At 67.8% G+C, this 17,522-nt stretch carries 16 protein-coding genes and 2 pseudogenes; 12 read left to right on the plus strand and 6 right to left on the minus strand.

Annotation, left to right across the window (positions count from 1 at the left end):
• Positions 1-58: 58 nt before the first annotated feature.
• The gene (locus WMK75_RS05145; protein WP_347266589.1) at positions 59-280 is read right to left on the minus strand and encodes a helix-turn-helix domain-containing protein; all 222 of its coding nucleotides are present in this window, start codon (positions 278-280) and stop codon (positions 59-61) included.
• A 103-nt stretch (positions 281-383) separates the two neighbouring features.
• On the opposite strand from WMK75_RS05145, the pseudogene WMK75_RS05150 reads away from it, so the two are divergent.
• The 5 genes and pseudogenes from WMK75_RS05150 (at position 384) to WMK75_RS05170 (ending at position 3,723) form a co-directional block, all read left to right on the plus strand.
• A pseudogene (locus WMK75_RS05150) lies at positions 384-1,122 on the plus strand (SDR family oxidoreductase).
• Positions 1,123-1,148: 26 nt separating this feature from the next.
• Entirely contained in the window at positions 1,149-1,991 is an 843-nt protein-coding gene (locus WMK75_RS05155) for a fumarylacetoacetate hydrolase family protein (RefSeq protein WP_347266590.1), read from the plus strand.
• An 88-nt stretch (positions 1,992-2,079) separates the two neighbouring features.
• Entirely contained in the window at positions 2,080-2,379 is a 300-nt protein-coding gene (locus WMK75_RS05160) for a hypothetical protein (RefSeq protein WP_347266591.1), read from the plus strand.
• Positions 2,380-2,634: 255 nt separating this feature from the next.
• Positions 2,635-3,170 (plus strand): annotated as a pseudogene (locus WMK75_RS05165) (enolase C-terminal domain-like protein); the annotation flags it as partial.
• 241 nt (positions 3,171-3,411) lie between these two features.
• Complete coding sequence (locus WMK75_RS05170) at positions 3,412-3,723, plus strand: hypothetical protein (RefSeq protein WP_347266669.1); 312 nt, start codon at positions 3,412-3,414, stop codon at positions 3,721-3,723.
• A gap of 105 nt (positions 3,724-3,828) precedes the next feature.
• Here WMK75_RS05170 and lpdA read toward each other — a convergent pair whose 3' ends face one another.
• The 5 genes from lpdA to WMK75_RS05195 all read right to left on the minus strand — a co-directional run bounded on the left by lpdA (position 3,829) and on the right by WMK75_RS05195 (position 9,940).
• Positions 3,829-5,217: a dihydrolipoyl dehydrogenase gene (lpdA, locus tag WMK75_RS05175; protein WP_347266592.1), complete on the minus strand. Its 1,389-nt coding sequence runs from the start codon at positions 5,215-5,217 to the stop codon at positions 3,829-3,831.
• A 1-nt stretch (position 5,218) separates the two neighbouring features.
• Positions 5,219-6,478 (minus strand): dihydrolipoamide acetyltransferase family protein, encoded by a 1,260-nt coding sequence (locus WMK75_RS05180; RefSeq protein ID WP_347266593.1) that lies wholly within the window; start codon positions 6,476-6,478, stop codon positions 5,219-5,221.
• Position 6,479: 1 nt separating this feature from the next.
• The gene (locus WMK75_RS05185; protein WP_347266594.1) at positions 6,480-7,496 is read right to left on the minus strand and encodes an alpha-ketoacid dehydrogenase subunit beta; all 1,017 of its coding nucleotides are present in this window, start codon (positions 7,494-7,496) and stop codon (positions 6,480-6,482) included.
• Between the two features lies 1 nt (position 7,497).
• Entirely contained in the window at positions 7,498-8,751 is a 1,254-nt protein-coding gene (locus tag WMK75_RS05190) for a 3-methyl-2-oxobutanoate dehydrogenase (2-methylpropanoyl-transferring) subunit alpha (RefSeq protein ID WP_347266595.1), read from the minus strand.
• 145 nt (positions 8,752-8,896) lie between these two features.
• Positions 8,897-9,940: a Glu/Leu/Phe/Val dehydrogenase dimerization domain-containing protein gene (locus tag WMK75_RS05195; protein ID WP_347266596.1), complete on the minus strand. Its 1,044-nt coding sequence runs from the start codon at positions 9,938-9,940 to the stop codon at positions 8,897-8,899.
• Positions 9,941-10,092: 152 nt separating this feature from the next.
• On the opposite strand from WMK75_RS05195, the gene WMK75_RS05200 reads away from it, so the two are divergent.
• The 7 genes from WMK75_RS05200 to WMK75_RS05230 all read left to right on the plus strand — a co-directional run bounded on the left by WMK75_RS05200 (position 10,093) and on the right by WMK75_RS05230 (position 17,517).
• Positions 10,093-10,545 carry an Lrp/AsnC family transcriptional regulator gene (locus WMK75_RS05200; protein ID WP_347266597.1) on the plus strand — a complete coding sequence of 151 codons (453 nt, stop codon included), beginning with the start codon at positions 10,093-10,095 and terminating at the stop codon, positions 10,543-10,545.
• A gap of 99 nt (positions 10,546-10,644) precedes the next feature.
• Entirely contained in the window at positions 10,645-11,676 is a 1,032-nt protein-coding gene (locus WMK75_RS05205) for a LacI family DNA-binding transcriptional regulator (protein ID WP_347266598.1), read from the plus strand.
• Positions 11,677-11,930: 254 nt separating this feature from the next.
• Entirely contained in the window at positions 11,931-12,872 is a 942-nt protein-coding gene (locus tag WMK75_RS05210) for a sugar ABC transporter substrate-binding protein (RefSeq protein WP_347266599.1), read from the plus strand.
• A 51-nt stretch (positions 12,873-12,923) separates the two neighbouring features.
• Positions 12,924-14,435, plus strand: coding sequence for a sugar ABC transporter ATP-binding protein (locus WMK75_RS05215; protein WP_347266600.1), 1,512 nt, complete (start codon positions 12,924-12,926; stop codon positions 14,433-14,435).
• 11 nt (positions 14,436-14,446) lie between these two features.
• The gene (locus tag WMK75_RS05220) at positions 14,447-15,457 is read left to right on the plus strand and encodes an ABC transporter permease (protein ID WP_347266601.1); all 1,011 of its coding nucleotides are present in this window, start codon (positions 14,447-14,449) and stop codon (positions 15,455-15,457) included.
• A gap of 9 nt (positions 15,458-15,466) precedes the next feature.
• The gene (locus WMK75_RS05225; protein WP_347266602.1) at positions 15,467-16,393 is read left to right on the plus strand and encodes a sugar ABC transporter substrate-binding protein; all 927 of its coding nucleotides are present in this window, start codon (positions 15,467-15,469) and stop codon (positions 16,391-16,393) included.
• Between the two features lie 5 nt (positions 16,394-16,398).
• Positions 16,399-17,517 (plus strand): Gfo/Idh/MocA family oxidoreductase, encoded by a 1,119-nt coding sequence (locus WMK75_RS05230; RefSeq protein WP_347266603.1) that lies wholly within the window; start codon positions 16,399-16,401, stop codon positions 17,515-17,517.
• Positions 17,518-17,522: the final 5 nt, after the last annotated feature.

Here is a 17,522-nt window from a genome sequence, read left to right on the forward strand (position 1 = left end):
AATCGCTGCCCGCGATGACGCGAAATCGCTGCCCGCGATCGCGTGAAATCAATGCCCGTCATCGCGCGAAACACGCATCGTCGCGGGTGACATAGCCGCGCGCTACTAGCCGTTCGAGCATGCGATAGATCTGCGACGGGCTCAGCCCCAGTTCGCGCACGATCTCGGCCCGGGTCAGGTCGCGCGCCTGTTCGGCCAGCACCTCGAGGATGTCGAGCCCCTTGTCCAGCGCCGGGGCGCGATAGCGATGCGCCGCCGCGTCTTCTGTCTTGCCGACCATCGCCACTCCCCTTGCTGCCTCCGCTCCGGACATGGTGCGGGGAATCGCTTGCGTGTGCGATTCATATGTAAATGCTACGTTCATATCAGGACGAGGGGGTCTCATGCGTCTTGGGAGGAAATCGATTCTGGTCAGGGCTGCGGGTCAGGGCATGGGGCGTGCGGCGGCGATTGCCATGGCTGTCGAGGGTGCCCGCGTGATCGCCACCGATCTGCGCGCCGATCTGCTGCAGGGGCTGGAGGGCATCGAGTGCGCGGCGCTGGACGTGACCGATGCCGCGGCGGTCGCCGCCATCGCCGAGCGGGTCGGGCCGCTGGACGGGCTCTGTTCAACTGCGCCGGCATTGTCGCGCATGGCAGCCTGCTGGAGCCGACGGATGCGGACTGGGATCTCAGCGTGGCGGTCAATGGACCTCGATGGTGCGGTTGACCCGCGCGGTACTGCCCGGGATGCTGGCGCGGGCCGGGGAAACCGGCGCCGGCTCGATCCTGAACATGGCCTCGATGGCCTCCTCGATCAAAGGTTTCGTGAACCGCACCGCCTATGGCACCACCAAGGCCGCGGTCATCGGCCTGACCAAGGCCATCGCCGCCGATTTCGTGCGCCAGGGCATCCGCTGCAACGCCATCTGCCCGGGCGCGGTGGACACACCCAGCCTGCGCGGCCGCATCAAGGCCGCCGCCGATCCGGTGCAGGCGGAAAGGGACTTCATCGCCCGCCAGCCCATGGGCCGCCTCGCCACGGTCGAGGACATCACGCCGTTGATCATCTACCTGCTGTCGGACGAAAGCCGCTTCGTCTCGGGCCAGGCCATGCTGGTCGATGGCGGCGTCACCATCTGACCGCCATATTCAGACATGAGGATGACATGAGACTCCTGCGCTATGGCCCCTTGGGGCAGGAAAAGCCCGGGCTTCTGGACGATGAGGGGTGCATCCGTGATCTTTCCGCCCATGTCGAGGACATTGCCGGCGCGGCGCTGACGCCCGCGGGCCTGGCGCGGATCGCGGCGCTTGATCCGGCCGGGCTGCCGCTGGTCGCGGGCACGCCGCGGCTGGGCGCCTGCGTCGGCCGGGTGGGCAAGTTCATCTGCATCGGGCTGAACTATGCCGACCACGCCGCCGAAAGCGGCATGGCCATCCCCGAGGAGCCGGTGGTTTTCAGCAAATGGACCAGCGCCATCTGCGGCCCGAACGACGATGTCGAGATCCCGCGCGGCGCGGCCAAGACCGACTGGGAGGTGGAGCTGGGCGTGGTGATCGGCAAGCCCGGGCGCTATATCCCCGAGGAGGAGGCGCTTGCGCATGTCGCCGGCTATTGCGTGGTCAACGACGTGTCGGAACGCGAATGGCAGCTGGAACGCGGCGGCACCTGGGACAAGGGCAAGGGCCACGACACGCATGGCCCGACCGGCCCCTGGCTGGTCACCGCCGACGAGGCGGGCGACATCGACAACCTGGCCATGTGGCTTGAGGTGGACGGCAAGCGCTATCAGGACGGCAATACCGCGACGATGATCTTCAAGGTGCCGCAGATCATCGCCTATCTGTCGCGCTTCCTGTCCTTGCAGCCGGGCGACGTGATCTCGACCGGCACGCCGCCGGGCGTCGGGCTGGGGCAGAGGCCGCCGGTCTATCTGCAGGGCGGCGAGGTGATGCGCCTGGGCATCGCGGGCCTGGGCGAGCAGTGCCAGAAGGTGGTGAAGGCATGACCAGGATCACCGGCCTGCGCACGGTCGATGTGCGCTTCCCGACCAGCGCGTCGCTGGACGGCTTGGATGCGATGAACCCGGACCCGGATTGCTCGGCCGCCTATGTCATTCTGGAAACCGACGGGGTGTATCAGGGCCGCGGGCTGACCTTCACCACCGCCGCGGCAACGAGATCTGCGTCGCCGCGATCGAGGCCCTGCGCCCGCTGGTCCTGGGGCTGGATCTGGACTGGATCGCCGCCGACATGGGCCGGTTCTGGCGCCATGTCACCTCCGACAGCCAGCTGCGCCGGATCGGCTCGGACAAGGGTGCCATCCATCTGGCCACGGGCGCGGTGGTGAACGCCGCCTGGGATCTGTGGGCCAGGTCCGAGGGCAAGCCGGTCTGACAGCTGGTGGCCGAGATGACGCCGGCGGAACTGGTGCGGCTCATCGATTTCCGCTACATCACCGATTGCATCACTCCCGAATGGGCGCTGGACTTCCTGACCGCGCAGGCCGAGGGCAAGGCCGGGCGCATCGAGACGCTGAAGCGCGAGGGCTATCCCTGCGACACCACCTCGGCCGGCTGGCCTGGCTATGACGATGCGAAACTGCGCCGGCTTTGCCGCGAGGCGGTGGATGCGGGCTTTCGCCACATCAAGATGAAGGTCGGCCGCGATCTGGACGACGACATTCGCCGCCTGAGCATCGCGCGCGACAAATGCGGCCCGGATGTGAACCTGATGATCGACGCCAGCCAGGTCCGGGAGGTCGACCAGGCGATCGACTGGGTGAGGAAACTTCTTTCGTGACCCCCTGGTTCATCGAGGAGCCAACCAGCCCCGATGACGTGGCCGGGCACAGAAAGATCCGCGCCGGCGTCGCCCCGGTGCAGGTCGCCACCGGCGAGATGTGCCAGAACCGCATCATGTTCAGGCAGTTCATCATGGAAGGCGCCATCGACGCGGTGCAGATCGACAGCTGCCGCATGGGCGGGCTCAATGAGGTGCTGGCGGTGATGCTGATGGCGGCGAAATCCGGGCCGAAGGTCTGCCCGCATGCCGGCGGCGTCGGCCTGTGCGAATATGTCCGGCAGATGTCGATGATCGACGACCTGTGCAGCGCCGGCACGCGCGAGGGAAGGGTGATCGAATATGTCGACCATCTGCACGCGCATTTCCTCGACCCCTGCCGGATCGAGAACGCCGCCCACATGCCACCCGCCATGCCCGGCTCCTCGATCGAGATGAAACCGCAAAGCCTGGAAAGAATGTCGCTTTCGGGGTGCCTGATGCACCTGCATCTGCAAGGCAGGGTGGTGGTCGTGACCGGTGGCGGCTCGGGCATCGGCGCCGGATGCGGACTGGCTGGCGTGGGAATGGGCGGCCCAATTCCTGCCCGACGGTGCGCGCGTCAACGCTATCGTCGTGGCCGAGGTGATGGCGCCGCTTTATCGCCGCTGGCTGGATACGCTGCCCGATCCCGAGGGCAAGTTGACGGCGATCACCAGAAACTTCCCGCTGGGCCAGCGCATGACCACCGCACGCGAGATCGCCGACAGCTGCACCTTTCTGCTGTCGGATCGCGCCAGTCAGACCACTGGGCAATGGCTGTTTCCCGGATGGCGGCGATATGCATCTGGACCGCGCACTGGGCGGGCAGGGCTGGGGCCGGAGTCTGCCGCGCCGCGCGACGGGCGATGGCCGGACCTCGGGGCAGGAGCATCTGCGGATTCGCACGGCGAGTTTTGATCTGCTGACGCAGGCGGCTGGTCGGGATGCCGGCCTGAGGGAAAGCCGGGGGCTGTCTGCCCCCGGACCCCCGAGAGTATTTGGCGAACGAAGAAGGCCCGGGTGCTAGATGTGCAGCGCGTGGCCAAGCGTGCGCAGGCAGGCCTCGTGCAGCGCCTCGCCGCGCGTCGGATGCGCGTGGATGGTGCCGGTGATGTCCTCGAGCCGGGCGCCCATTTCCAGGGCCAGCGCAAAGCCTCCGGCCATTTCCGCGACATGGGCGCCGACCGCCTGGATGCCGAGGACTTCGTGCGTGTCCTCGCGCGCGGTGACGCGGATGAAGCCGAATTCGTCATCTGCGGTCATGGCGCGGCCATTGGCGGCGAAGGGGAACAGGCCGGTGACGATCTTGCTGCCCTGGGCTTTCGCCTCGTCGGGAGAGAGGCCCACGCTGACGATCTCGGGGTCGGTGAAGCAGACCGCCGGTATGGCGCGCTTGTCCCAGGCGCGCGGCAGGCCCGCGACCAGTTCCGCCACCATCTCGCCCTGGGCCATGGCGCGATGGGCGAGCATCGGCTCTCCGGTCACGTCGCCGATGGCATGGACCCCGGCCATCGAGGTCCGGCAGCGCTCGTCGATGCGGATGAAAGGCCCCGCCATGTCCAGCCGCAGGCTGTCGAGCCCGGCGCCGCTGGCGCGCGGGCGTCGGCCCACGGTGACCAGCACCTTGTCGGCGGCGATGTCCTCGGCCCCGTCGGCGGCGGCGACACGCAGGGCGCCGCTCTCTGACAGGCCGCCGGCCCGGGCGCCGGTCAGGAGGCGGATGCCGAGCGCCTGCAGGCGCTGGCTGACCGGGCGGGTCAGTTCCGCGTCATATTGCGGCAGGATGCGGGCGGCGGCCTCGATCACCGTCACCTCTGCGCCGAGCTTGGCAAAGGCGATTCCCAGCTCCAGCCCGATATAGCCGCCGCCGACCACGGCAAGGCGCCGGGGCAATTCGGTCAGCGCCAGCGCCCCGGTCGAGGAGATGACCTTGCCGCCGAAGGGCAGAGAGGGCAGTTCCACCGGTTCCGAGCCGGTGGCGAGGACCAGCACCTCGGCGCGGATCTGCACCGGGCCTTCGGGTGTGGCGACCAGCACGGTCTTGCCGTCGCGAATCTGCGCCTCGCCGCTGACCAGCCGCACCTTGTTCTTGCGCAGCAGCGTGGTGACGCCGCCGGTCAGGCGCTCGACGATGCCGTCCTTCCAGGCCATGGTCGCACCCAGGTCAAGCGTGGCGCCCCCGGCCGCAATCCCCATCGAAGAATTCGAGGAAATATGTGTAATGCGATGAAATTCCTCAGCGGCATGGATCAGTGCCTTGGAGGGGATGCAGCCGACATTCAGGCAGGTGCCGCCCGGGGGCGCGCTGTCCACCACCACGGTGTCGATGCCCAGCTGCCCCGCGCGGATGGCGCAGACATAGCCGCCCGGGCCGGCCCCGATGACAAGCATCCGGCATTGGATTTCGCGCATCTCAGCCCTCCACGAAGATCAGTGCCGGGGTCTCCAGCAGTTCTTTCAGCCGCGCCACGAACACGGCCGCGTCCCAGCCGTCGATCACCCGGTGATCGAAGCTGCAGGACAGGTTCATCATCTTGCGCGGCTCGAAGGCCGTGCCGTTCCAGAACGGCCTGACCGCCAGCCGGTTCACGCCGACGATGGCCACCTCGGGGACGTTCAGGATCGGCGTGGTGGCGATCGCGCCCAGCGGTCCCAGCGAGGTGATGGTGATGGTCGAGCCCGAGAGTTCGTCGCGCCTGGCGCTGCCGTCCTTGGCGGCGGCACCGACGCGGGCGATCTCGGCCGCGGTGGCGCGCAGGTCCAGCGCCTCGGCATGGCGCACCACCGGCACCATCAGCCCCGATGGGGTCTGCGCCGCGATGCCCAGATGCACGGCGCCAAAGCGGCGGATCAGCCCGGCATCGGCGTCGTAATGCGCGTTCAGCATCGGCTGTTCGCGCAGCGCGCGCACGATGGCGCGGGCGATGAAGGCCAGCGGGTTCAGCCGCTCGCCCTTGTGTTGCGCGTTCATGCGCGTGCGCAGGTCCTCCAGCGCGGTGGCGTCCAGTTCCTCGACGATGGTGATATGGGGGACGCGGTTCGCGGCCTCCATGCGTTCGGCGATCTTGCGGCGCAGGCCGATGACGCGGATGTCCTCGATGCTGGTGTCGGCCTGCGGTCCCGAGGGCGCCGGAATACCGCCCGAGGCGATGAAGGCCGAAAGGTCCTCATGGCCGATGCGGCCAGCGGGTCCCGAGCCGCGCACCAGGCGCAGATCGACGCCGGCCTCGCGCGCGCGGGCCCGCACCGAGGGCGAGGCCACGGGCTTTTCACCCTCGGGGCGCAGGGCGGCGGCGGGGGCGGCGGGACGCGGCGCGGCCTCGGCAGCCTGGGGCGCGGGTTGGGGCGCGGGTTGGGGCGCGGCGGGGGCAGGTGCGGCGGCTACCGGGGCGGCAGCGGCCTCGGCAGCGTCGCCCGCGACATTGCCGGCGCCGTCCACCTCGAGGCGGATCAGCTCGGCGCCGACGGCGATCACATCGCCGGGCGCGCCGGCCTGCCAGACCACCTTGCCGGTGACGGGCGAGGGGATTTCGACCGTGGCCTTGTCGGTCATCACCGCGACCATCGGATCGTCCTCGCGCAGGATGTCGCCGGGCTTGACCAGCCATTCGGCGATCTCGGCCTCGGCGATGCCTTCGCCGATATCGGGCATGCGGATTGCGTGAATTCCCATGTCAGGCCACCTCGACCAGTTGACGCAGCGCCTCGGCCACCCGTGCGGGGCCGGGGAAATAGCTCCATTCGTGGACATGCGGATAGGGCGTGTCCCAGCCCGCGACGCGGCGCACCGGTGCCTCGAGCTGCCAGAAGCATTCTGCCTGCACCAGCGCCGTCAGCTCGGCGCCATAGCCCGAGGTCAGCGTCGCCTCGTGCAGCACCAGGCAGCGCCCGGTCTTCTTCACCGAGGCCACGATGGCGTCCAGATCCAGCGGCAGCAGCGTGCGCAGGTCGATCACCTCGGCGTCGATACCCGATTCCTGCGCGGCGGCCAGCGCCACATGCACCATGGTGCCCCAGGTCAGGACGGTGACCGCCTTGCCGGGGCGGCGGATGACGGCCTTGCCCAGCGGCACGGTGTAATGGCCCTCGGGAACCTCGCCCAGGTCGTGGCTTTTCCAGGCCGTCACCGGCCGGTCGTGATGGCCGTCGAAGGGGCCGTTGTAAAGCCGCTTGGGTTCAAGGAAAATCACCGGGTCCGGGTCGGCGATCGCCGACAGAAGCAGGCCCTTGGCGTCCTGCGGGTTCGACGGCACCACGGTTTTCAGCCCGGTGACATGGGTGAACAGCGCCTCGGGCGACTGGCTGTGCGTCTGGCCGCCGAAGATGCCGCCGCCCGCGGGCATGCGGATCACCATCGGGCAGGTGAACTCGCCGGCCGAGCGATAGCGCATCCGCGCCGCCTCGGACACGATCTGGTCATAGGCTGGATAGACGTAATCGGCGAACTGGATTTCCACCACGGGCCTGAGGCCATAGGCGGCCATGCCGATGCCCACGCCGACGATGCCGGATTCGTTGATCGGCGAATCGAAACAGCGCGTGCGGCCGTATTTTGCCTGCAGCCCGGCGGTGCAGCGGAAGACGCCGCCGAAATAGCCCACGTCCTCGCCGAAGACCACTACCGAGGGGTCGGCGCCCATGGCCACGTCCAGCGCGTCGCGGATGGCCTCGATCATTGTCATGCGTGCCATGTCAGAACCCCGCCTCGTGACGCTGTTTCAGAAGATGCGGCGGCATTTCGGCATAGACATCCTCGAACATGTCGGCCGGGCTGGGGCGCTGGCCGTGATGCAGGGTGCCGATGGCCTCGGCGGCCTTTTGCGCCGCGGTCACCTCGGCCAGGATCTCGGCCTCGGCCTGGGCGTGGCGCTCGTCGCTCCAGGCGCCCAGGCGGATCAGGTGGTTCTTCAGCCGCAGGATCGGATCGCCCAGCGGCCAGGCGGTGCTTTCCTGCGCCGGGCGATATGCGGAGGGGTCGTCCGAGGTCGAATGCCCACCGGCGCGGTAGGTGACATATTCGATCATCGTCGGACCGAGGTTGCGCCGGGCGCGTTCCGTCGCCCATTGTGCCGCCGCCAGCACCGCCAGATAGTCGTTGCCGTCGACGCGCAGGGACGGAATGCCAAAGCCCAGACCCCGTGCGGCGAATGTGCCCGAGCCGCCGCGCGCGATGCCCTGAAAGGTCGAGATCGCCCACTGGTTGTTGACGATGTTCAACACCACCGGCGCCTTGTAGGTCGAGGCGAATACCAGCGCCGCGTGAAAATCGCTTTCCGCCGTCGAGCCGTCGCCGATCCAGGCGGCCGAGATCTTGCGATCCCCCGAGATGGCCGAGGCCATGGCCCAGCCCACCGCCTGCACGTACTGCGTGGCAAGATTGCCGGAAATGGTAAAGAATCCATGCGGTTTCGAGGAATACATCACCGGCAGCTGCCGGCCCCGCATCGGATCCTCGGCGTTCGAATAGATCTGGTTCATCATCGTCTTGATCGGATAGCCGCCGGCAATCAGCAGCCCGGCCTGACGATAGGTGGGAAAGTTCATGTCGCCCGGCAGCAGCGCGCGCTGGAAGGCGCAGGAGATCGCCTCCTCGCCCAGGTGCTGCATGTAGAAGCTGGTCTTCTGCTGGCGCTGCGCCGTCAGCATGCGTGCGTCATAGATGCGCAGCGTCATCATGTGGCGCAGCCCGGTCAGCAGGTCCTCGGGCGAGATGTCCAGCGCCTCGGCCCAGGGGCCCACGGCCTCGCCCTCGCGGCTGAGCACGCGGATGATGGTAAAGGCGAGGTCGCGGATCTCCTCGGGGTCGGCATCGACCGGCGGGCGGCGCACCGAGCCGGCGGGCGGGATCACCACGCGCGAAAAATCCGGCTGGCCGCCGGGACGGACCTCGGGTTCAGGCACGGTCAGGCTGAGGGGCGGCAGCGCGTCGGGATCGGTGGGCGTCATGGCGGCTCCGGATTGCGGGTTGGGGCGGGCAAGGCATGCCCGCGCGGTTGGGAACGCCGGCCCCGGGACACGGGCGCGGGGCCTGACCGCCTCATGAAAGCGCATCAGGGCCTTCGCGTCCAGCGCCGCGACCGGCGGGCGGGCGTCAGGCGGCGGCACGCGGTTGCGGGCCGGCGGCCAGCACCGCCTCGGCCAGGCGGTCGGCGGCGAGGTTGCTGGCGATGCCCTCGCGCTCGGCCAGGTCCAGAACCTTGCGGATGGTGGCGGGAATCACCTCGGTGCGGGCCATGCGCTCGGCCAGGGTCAGGGTCTCGCCGGGCAGGGGGATGCTCATCACGCCGCCGGCGTTCACCACATAATCGGGGGCATAGACCACGCCGCGCGCGCGCAGGCGCTGGCCGTCCTCGGGGGTTTCCAGCTGGTTGTTCGCGGCGCCGGCGACGGTGCGCGCCGCCAGTTCCGGGATGGTGCGTGCGTTCAGCCCGGCGCCAAGCGCGCAGGGGGCAAAGCAGTCGGCCTTGACACGGTGGCTGGCGCCGACCGGCACCATCCTGGCGCCGTAGCGCCGCGCGGCCTCGTCGGTGCGCGCGGCATCGACATCGGCGACGACCAGCTGCGCCCCGGCCTCATGCAGCTGCCGCGCCAGGTCCATGCCGACCGCGCCCAACCCCTCGATCGAGATCACCGCGCCGTCCAGCCCCTGCCCGATATGGGCCAGCACCGCCTGGATGCCCAGGAAGGTGCCGCGCGCCGTCACCGGCGAGGGGCTGTCGCCGGCGCCAAAGCCCATGTTGCGCACATGGCGGGTGGCGGTGGCGATGATCTGCATGTCGGCGGGGGTGGTGTTCGAATCCTCGGCGGTGATATAGCGCCCGCCCAGCCGGTCCACCGCCTCGCCGAAGGCGCGCAGCAGCGCCGGGGTCTTGGCGCGGGGCTCGGCGATGATCACCGACTTGCCGCCGCCCAGAGGCAGCCCGGCCAGCGCGTTCTTGTAGGACATGCCCCTGGAGAGCCGCAGCACGTCGGTCAGCGCCGCATCGGTGCTGGCATAGGCGCGCAGCCGGCAGCCCCCCAGCGCCGGCCCCAGCCGGGTGCTGTGCACGGCGATGATCGCGGTCAGGCCGCTGGCCTTGTCGCGGGCAAAGCTGACGGTCTCGTGATTGTCGAATTCCAGGTGGTCAAACAGCATGCACCCCTCCCCGAGCGCGGATTTTCTGACGGGAAACTAGACCGCAACGCCAGTGACAGGTGTTGCCTTTCGCGGGCCTGCGCGACTGGACCTTGCATATCCTGTCATGTATGCGGGCGGCTGCATAGGACATATGTCATGGAAAGGCCGCGATGGACGAAACGGACCGCCGCATTCTGCGGGTGATTCAGACCGGCGACGACCTGTCGCTGCGCGAGATCGCCGAACGGGTCGGCCTTAGCCACACCCCTTGCTGGCGCCGCATGCAGGCGATGGAGCGCCAGGGCATCATCGCCGGGCGGCGCTACCGGCTGGACCGCCAGGCCATGGGGCTGCAGGTGCGCGCCTGGTGCATGGTGACGCTGAAGATCCACGACAAGGACACGCTGCCCGATTTCGAGAAGGCGGTGGCGCGCATCCCCGAAATCGTCGGCTGCGCCCTGCTGACCGGGCAGGAGGATTACATGCTGGAGATCGTCGCCCGCGACCTGCGCGCCTTCGAGATGCTGATCAAGGAACGACTGCTGCCGCTGCCCGGCGTGCAGCACCTTTCCACCCGCATCGGGCTGCGCGACATCATCAGCGACCGGCCGCTGCCGGTGTGACGCCGCGGCGACCCGCCGCCTGTGCAAGCCCGCCTGCGATGTTTCTTGTCGGGATGACGGAATTTCGGCAAGCTGATGCGGGATTCGCCGGAGGATGCCATGTCGTCGCGCCCCACCATCGAGGATGTCGCCCGCGCCGCCGGCGTCAGCTCGGCCACCGTGGACCGGGTGCTGAACGGGCGCGCCAGGGTGCGGGCCGAGACGGCGCGCAAGGTCTCGGACGCGGCCGAGGCGGTGGGCTATCACGCCGCGACCGCGATCCGGGCCCGGGCGCTGAGCGGCCTGCAAGAATGTCACCTGGGCGTGGTGCTGCAGAAGGAACGCCATGCCTTCTACCAGGAATTCGCTGCCCGCATCCACGAGGCGGCGCGGCAGGATCCCCAGCGCAACTGGCGGGTGACCATGCGCTTTTCCCCCGGCCAGTCGCCGGCCGATTTCGCCGAGGCCATCGCCGCCATGGCCGGCAAGGTGCAGGCGGTGGCCGCCACCGGCATCGACCATCACGAGGTCAGCGCCGCCGTCACCCTGCTGCGCGAACGCGGCATCCCGGTGTTCTCGCTGCTGTCGGATTTCGCCGCCGGCCTGCGCGAGGCCTATCTGGGCACCAACAACCTCAAGACCGGGCGCACCGCCGGCTGGCTGATGCACCGCATCATGCGCCAGCACGGCCGGCTGGCGGTGTTCATCGGCGGCCACCGCTTTCACGGCCACGACCTGCGCGAGACCGGCTTTCGCAGCTATTTCCGCGAATACGCGCCCGAGATCGGGTTCCTTGACACGATGATCAACCTGGAAACCCGGCAGCTGACCTATGAGACCACGCTGGAGATCGCCGCACGCCACCCCGACCTTGCCGGCATCTATTGCGCCGGCGGCGGCATGGAGGGCGCCATTGCCGCCATCCGTGAGCTGGGGCTGGCGGGCAGGGTCGCGCTGATCGTGCACGAACTGACACCGGAGTCGCGCCAGGGCCTGCTTCAGGGCGTGGTCTCGGTGGCGCTGGCGACGCCGCTGCAGCCGCTGGCCGGCGAGCTGCTGGCCGCGGTCGCGCATGTGCTTGAACATGGCATGGCGGAAAATCCTGGCCAGCGCTTTCTGGCGCCGCTGGTGGTGACGCCGGAGAGCCTGTGACGCAGATGATGTGATTCAATCATTTGACGCAGAGTTTTCATCATTCATGATGGGATCTGGCGACGAAAGCGTTTGACCGAAGCCGGATTTTCGCCGACCTTTCCGCCCGGGCCGTCAGGAGGAGCGACCGCCCGACCAAGACGATCAGGGCAAGACCAGCATCCGGGGCAACCGCCCGCGGTGACCGGATCCGGCTTGCCCGGTCGCGCAAGAACATCGCCGGCAAGCGCCCGGCCATCCTGGGGAGGACAAGAATGAGGACAATCCTGCTGACGAGCGCCTGCGCCATCTCGATCTCGGGGGCGGCCATGGCCGAGAATATCGGCGTCACCATGGCGCTGTTCGACGACAATTTCCTGACCGTGCTGCGCAATGGCATGGAGGCCCATGCCAAATCGCTGGACGGCGTGACCATCCAGATCGACGACGCGCAAAACGACGTGGGCAAGCAGCTGAACCAGATCGAGAATTTCGTGGCCTCGGGTGTCGATGCCATCATCGTGACCGCCGTCGACACCGATGCCACCGCCGCGATGAGCGCCGCCGCCCAGAACGCCGGCATCCCGCTGGTCTTTGTCAACCGCCAGCCGGCGAACCTGGACAACCTGCCCGAGAAACAGGCCTTCGTCGCCTCGGACGAAAAGGAATCGGGCACGCTGGAGACGCAGGAAGTTTGCCGGCTGCTGAAAGAGCAGGGCAAGACCGAGGCCAGGGCCGTGGTGCTGATGGGGGAACTGTCGAACCAGGCGGCGCGCATGCGCACCCAGGACATCAAGGACGTGCTGGCGACGCCCGATTGCGGCTTCATCTCGATCGTGCAGGAGCAGACGGCGAACTGGCAGCGCACCGCCGCCACCGACCTGATGAGCAACTGGCTGTCGGCGGGCACCGAATTCGACGCGGTGATCTCGAACAACGACGAGATGGCGATCGGCGCCATCCAGGCACTGAAGGCGGCGGGGCGCGACATGGGCTCGGTGGTGATCGGCGGCGTCGATGCCACACAGGATGCACTGGCGGCGATGAGGGCGGGGGAACTGGACGTGACGGTGTTTCAGGACGCGGCCGGGCAGGGCGCGGGCGCGGTCGACACGGCGCTGAAGCTGGTGCGCGGCGAGCCGGTCGAGCAGAAGGTCTATATCCCCTTCCAACTGGTCACGCCTGCGAATGTGGACCAGTTCCTGTCGAAAAACTGACCCTGGCGCGGGGCCGCGATGGCCCCGCCCGACACGACAAGGGGAAGGCCGATGCTTGACCGGACCAGCGCCTTCAGGGGCGAATACATTCTGGAAGTCGACAACATCACCAAGGAGTTTCCGGGCGTCAAGGCGCTGGACGGCGTGCAGCTGCGCCTGCGCCCCGGCACCGTGCATGCGCTGATGGGCGAGAACGGCGCCGGCAAGTCCACGCTGATGAAGATCATCGCCGGCGTCTATACGCCCGATGGCGGCGAGGTGCGCTTTGCCGGCAAGCCCTTGCAGGTGCGCACGCCGCTCGATGCGCTGAACTCGGGCATTGCCATGATCCATCAGGAACTGAACCTGATGAACTGGATGACGGTGGCGGAAAACATCTGGATCCGGCGTGAGCCGCTGAACCGCCTGGGCCTCGTCGATCATGGCCGCATGCGCCAGATGACCGCGGATCTGCTGGGCCGGCTGAACATCCGCCTGGACCCGGAGAGCCAAGTCAGCGAACTGACCGTGGCGCAAAAGCAGATGGTCGAGATCGCCAAGGCGGTCAGCTACAATTCCGACGTGCTGATCATGGACGAGCCGACCAGCGCCATCACCGAGGCCGAGGTGGCGCATCTGTTCGCCATCATCCGCGACCTGAAATCGAGTGGCATCGGCATCGTCTATATCACCCACAAGATGAACGAACTGTTCGAGATCGCGGATGAATTCACCGTGTTCCGCGACGGCAGATATGTCGGGACCCATGCCAGCGCCGATGTGACGCGCGACGACATCATCCGCATGATGGTCGGGCGCGAGATCACCGAGATGTTCCCCAAGCAGACCTGCCCGATCGGCGGGACCGTGCTCGAGGTCCGCAACCTGACGTTGCCGGGCGTGTTCCAGGATGTCAGCTTTTCCGTCCGCTCGGGCGAGATCCTGGGCATCGCCGGGCTGGTCGGCTCAAAGCGGTCGAACGTGGCCGAGGCGATCTTCGGCGTGCATCCGGCCCCCATCGGAGACGTGCTGATCGACGGGCACCATGCGCGCATCGCCTGCCCCTCGGACGCCATGGCGCATGGCATGGCCTTTCTGACCGAGGACCGCAAGGAGACGGGCTGTTTCCTGATCCTCGACTGTCTGGAAAACATCCAGTCGGCGCTGATCACCCGCAGCCATGTCAGGGGCGGCTTCATCGACCAGAAGGCGGTGACCGCCAAGGCCGAGGCCATGGCCGCGCGGCTGCGCGTCAAGACCCCCAGCCTTTACGAAACGGTCGAGAACCTCTCGGGCGGCAACCAGCAGAAGCTGCTGATCGCGCGCTGGCTTTTGACCGAGCCGCGCATCCTGATCCTCGACGAGCCGACGCGCGGCATCGATGTCGGCGCCAAGGCGGAAATCCATCGCCTGATCTCGAACCTGGCCGCGCAGGGCGTGGCCGTCATCATGATCTCGTCGGAAATGCCCGAGGTCCTGGGCATGAGCGATCGCATCATGGTCATGCACGAGGGCCATGTCTCGGGCTTTCTGGACCGGGCCGAGGCCGATCAGGTCAGGATCATGTCGCTGGCGGCGAAATAGGAAGGAACCCCATGACCGACACAAGCCTCGGCGCCGCGGCGCGCCGCCACCGCCCGATGATGGCGGAGCTGAACATCCTGCTGGTGCTGGTGGGCATCAGCCTGGTCTTTGAACTTCTGGGCTGGCTGACCCAGGGCCAGTCCTTCCTGGGCAGCTGGCAGCGGCTGTCGATCATGATCCTGCAGGTCTCGGTGGTGGGCATCATCGCCATCGGCGTGACGCAGGTGATCATCTCGGGCGGCATCGACCTTTCCTCGGGCTCGATCGTCGGCGCCACGGCGATGGTGTCGATGAGCCTTGCCCAGGCGGCCGGCTATGAGCGCGCGGTCTATCCGGCGCTGACCGGCCTGCCGGTGATCGTGCCGCTGGCCGCCGGGCTGGCGCTGGGGCTGGTCTGCGGCATCATCAACGGCGCGCTGATCGCCTATACCCGCATCCCGCCCTTCATCGCCACGCTGGGCATGATGGTGACGGCGCGCGGCTTTGCCAAATGGTATACCAAGGGCCAGCCGGTCAGCTTCCCAAGCGAGGGTTTCGCCTTCATCGGCAAGGGCATGATGCCGGTGCTGATCTTCCTGATCGTGGCGCTGATCTTTCACGTGGCGCTGAAATACACCCGCTACGGCAAGTTCACCTATGCCATCGGCGCCAATCCGCAGGCCGCCCGCGTCTCGGGCATCAATGTCGAACGGCAACTGGTGCGCATCTATGCCATCGCCGGCCTGCTGTCGGGGCTCGCCGGCATGGTGGTGGCGGCGCGCGGCCTGACGGCCCAGGCCGGCATGGGCACCATGTATGAACTTGATGCCATCGCCATGGCGGTGATCGGCGGCGTGTCGCTGACCGGCGGGCGCGGCTCGGTTCTGGGCACGATGATCGGCATGGTGATCTTTGGCGTCATCATCTCGGGTTTCACCTTCCTGCGCCTGGACGCCTATTACCAGGAGATGATCAAGGGGGTGATCATCGTCGCCGCCGTGGTCGCCGATGTCTATCGTCAGAAGAAACGCAAGAAATCATAGGGGAATAGCATGAAAACCTCATCCATGACCGTAATGGCGCTGGCGCTTTCGCTGGCTACGCCCGCCCTGGCCGAGACCCCGCGCATCGGCGTCGCCATGACCAGTTTCGACAACCCGTTCCTGACCATCCTGCTGGGCGGGATCAAGGCGCAGGCCGCCAAGGACGGGGCGGAACTGATCCTTGAAGACGCGCAGCTTGACGTGGCCCGGCAGCAGAACCAGGTGCAGAACTTCATCGCCAACGGGGTCGATGCGATCATCGTCAATGCCGTCGATGGCGCCGCCACCCCGGCGATGACGCAGCTGGCTGTACAGTCTGGTGTGCCGCTGGTCTATGTGAACCATCCGCCCATCGACCACGGGGCCCTGCCCGAGGGCACCAGCTTTGTCGGCTCGAACGAGGAGGAAAGCGGCACCATGCAGACGCAGGAGGTCTGCAAGCTCTTGGGCGGCAAAGGCAATGTGCTGGTGCTGATGGGTCCCTTGGAAAACGAGGCCTCGGCAGTGCGCACCCGCGACATCGAACAGGTGATCGCCACCCCCGAATGCGCCGGCATGAAGATCGTCGATCGCCAGGTCGGCAACTGGAACCGCACCCAGGGTCAGGACATCACCACGAACTGGCTGTCCTCGGGCGTGGATTTCGACGCCATCATCTCGAACAATGACGAAATGGCGATCGGCGCGCTGCAATCGCTCAAGGCGGCGGGCGTGCCGATGGACAAGGTTGTGGTCGCCGGCATCGACGCGACGCCCGACGGGCTGGCGGCGATGAAGGCGGGGGAACTGGACGTGACCGTGTTCCAGGACGCCACGAAACAGGGCGAGGTCGCCGTGGAAACCGCGCTGGCCATGGCGCGCGGCGACAAACCAGAGCGCAATATCTGGGTGCCGTTCCAGCCGGTTACTGCTGAAAACCTCGCCAGTTTCGAGTAGCTGCGATGCCGGGCACGGGAAAACCCCTCGGCGTCGCGCTGATCGGCACCGGCTTCATGGGCAAGTGCCACGCCATGGCCTGGCGCAATGTCGCGACCGCCTTTGGCGGTGCGCCGCCGCGGCTTGAGCTGCTGGCCGATCTGCCGGCCGCGCGGGCCGGGGCGCTGGCGCAGGCCTGGGGCTTTGCCCGTGCCACCGGCGACTGGCGGGCGGCGGTCAGCGATCCGGCGGTGGACGTGGTCTCGATCACCACCCCGAACGGGCTGCACCGCGAGATGGCCGAGGCGGCGCTGGCCGCGGGCAAGCATGTCTGGCTGGAAAAGCCCATGGCGCTGACGCTCGCCGATGCCGAGGCGATGGCGGCGGCGGCCGCAGCCTCGGGATGCGCCACGATCCTTGGTTACAACTATACCCGCTCGCCGGCGTTCCGTGCGGCCAGCGATCTGATCGCCCAGGGCGCCATCGGCCGGCCGATCCATTTCCGCGGTTGCTATGACGAGGATTACATGGCCGACCCGGATCTGCCCTGGAGCTGGCGGCTGACGCGGGCGCAGGGCGGCCTTGGCGCGCTGGGGGATCTGGGCTGCCATCTGGTCTCGGTCATGCTGGCGCTGATGGGGCCGGTGGCCCGCGTCATGGCGCAGATGGATACGGTGGTGAGGGCGCGCCCGCATCAGGGCGGTAGCGCCCCGGTCGAGAACGAGGATCAGGCCCAGGCGCTGATCCGCTTTGCCTCCGGCGCCTCGGGCGAGTTTTCCTGCTCGCGCGTGGCGCGCGGCTGGCGCTGCCGCCTCGCCTGGGAGGTGCAGGGCAGCGAAGGCACCTTGCGCTTTGACCAGGAACGCATGAACGAGCTCTGGCTCTACCAGCCGGGACAGCCCGAGACCGACGGCTTCCGCCGCATCCTGACCGGCCCGGCGCAGCCCGGATATGCCGCCTTCTGCCCGGCGCCGGGGCATAATTTCGGCTTCAACGAACAGAAGGTGGTCGAGGCCGAGGCGCTGCGTCAGGCCATTACCGGCACCGCCCCCGCCTGGCCCGACTTTGCCGCCGGCCTTGTCATCGAACGCATCATCCACGGCATGGCCCGCTCGGCCGAAACCGGCCAGCCCGTCACATTCTGAGGTTT

Origin of the sequence: Paracoccus sp. (in: a-proteobacteria) (assembly GCF_039808215.1) — a bacterium.
GTDB lineage: Bacteria > Pseudomonadota > Alphaproteobacteria > Rhodobacterales > Rhodobacteraceae > Paracoccus.

Excerpts from the sequence above, each read along its gene's own strand:
- WMK75_RS05145 (WP_347266589.1), bottom strand. The coding sequence starts at position 280 with ATGGTCGGCAAGACAGAAGACGCGGCGGCGCATCGCTATCGCGCCCCG.
- WMK75_RS05155 (WP_347266590.1), top strand. The coding sequence starts at position 1,149 with ATGAGACTCCTGCGCTATGGCCCCTTGGGGCAGGAAAAGCCCGGGCTT.
- WMK75_RS05170 (WP_347266669.1), top strand. The coding sequence starts at position 3,412 with ATGGCGCCGCTTTATCGCCGCTGGCTGGATACGCTGCCCGATCCCGAG.
- lpdA (WP_347266592.1), bottom strand. The coding sequence starts at position 5,217 with ATGCGCGAAATCCAATGCCGGATGCTTGTCATCGGGGCCGGCCCGGGC.
- WMK75_RS05180 (WP_347266593.1), bottom strand. The coding sequence starts at position 6,478 with ATGGGAATTCACGCAATCCGCATGCCCGATATCGGCGAAGGCATCGCC.
- WMK75_RS05185 (WP_347266594.1), bottom strand. The coding sequence starts at position 7,496 with ATGGCACGCATGACAATGATCGAGGCCATCCGCGACGCGCTGGACGTG.
- WMK75_RS05190 (WP_347266595.1), bottom strand. The coding sequence starts at position 8,751 with ATGACGCCCACCGATCCCGACGCGCTGCCGCCCCTCAGCCTGACCGTG.
- WMK75_RS05195 (WP_347266596.1), bottom strand. The coding sequence starts at position 9,940 with ATGCTGTTTGACCACCTGGAATTCGACAATCACGAGACCGTCAGCTTT.
- WMK75_RS05200 (WP_347266597.1), top strand. The coding sequence starts at position 10,093 with ATGGACGAAACGGACCGCCGCATTCTGCGGGTGATTCAGACCGGCGAC.
- WMK75_RS05205 (WP_347266598.1), top strand. The coding sequence starts at position 10,645 with ATGTCGTCGCGCCCCACCATCGAGGATGTCGCCCGCGCCGCCGGCGTC.
- WMK75_RS05210 (WP_347266599.1), top strand. The coding sequence starts at position 11,931 with ATGAGGACAATCCTGCTGACGAGCGCCTGCGCCATCTCGATCTCGGGG.
- WMK75_RS05215 (WP_347266600.1), top strand. The coding sequence starts at position 12,924 with ATGCTTGACCGGACCAGCGCCTTCAGGGGCGAATACATTCTGGAAGTC.
- WMK75_RS05220 (WP_347266601.1), top strand. The coding sequence starts at position 14,447 with ATGACCGACACAAGCCTCGGCGCCGCGGCGCGCCGCCACCGCCCGATG.
- WMK75_RS05225 (WP_347266602.1), top strand. The coding sequence starts at position 15,467 with ATGAAAACCTCATCCATGACCGTAATGGCGCTGGCGCTTTCGCTGGCT.
- WMK75_RS05230 (WP_347266603.1), top strand. The coding sequence starts at position 16,399 with ATGCCGGGCACGGGAAAACCCCTCGGCGTCGCGCTGATCGGCACCGGC.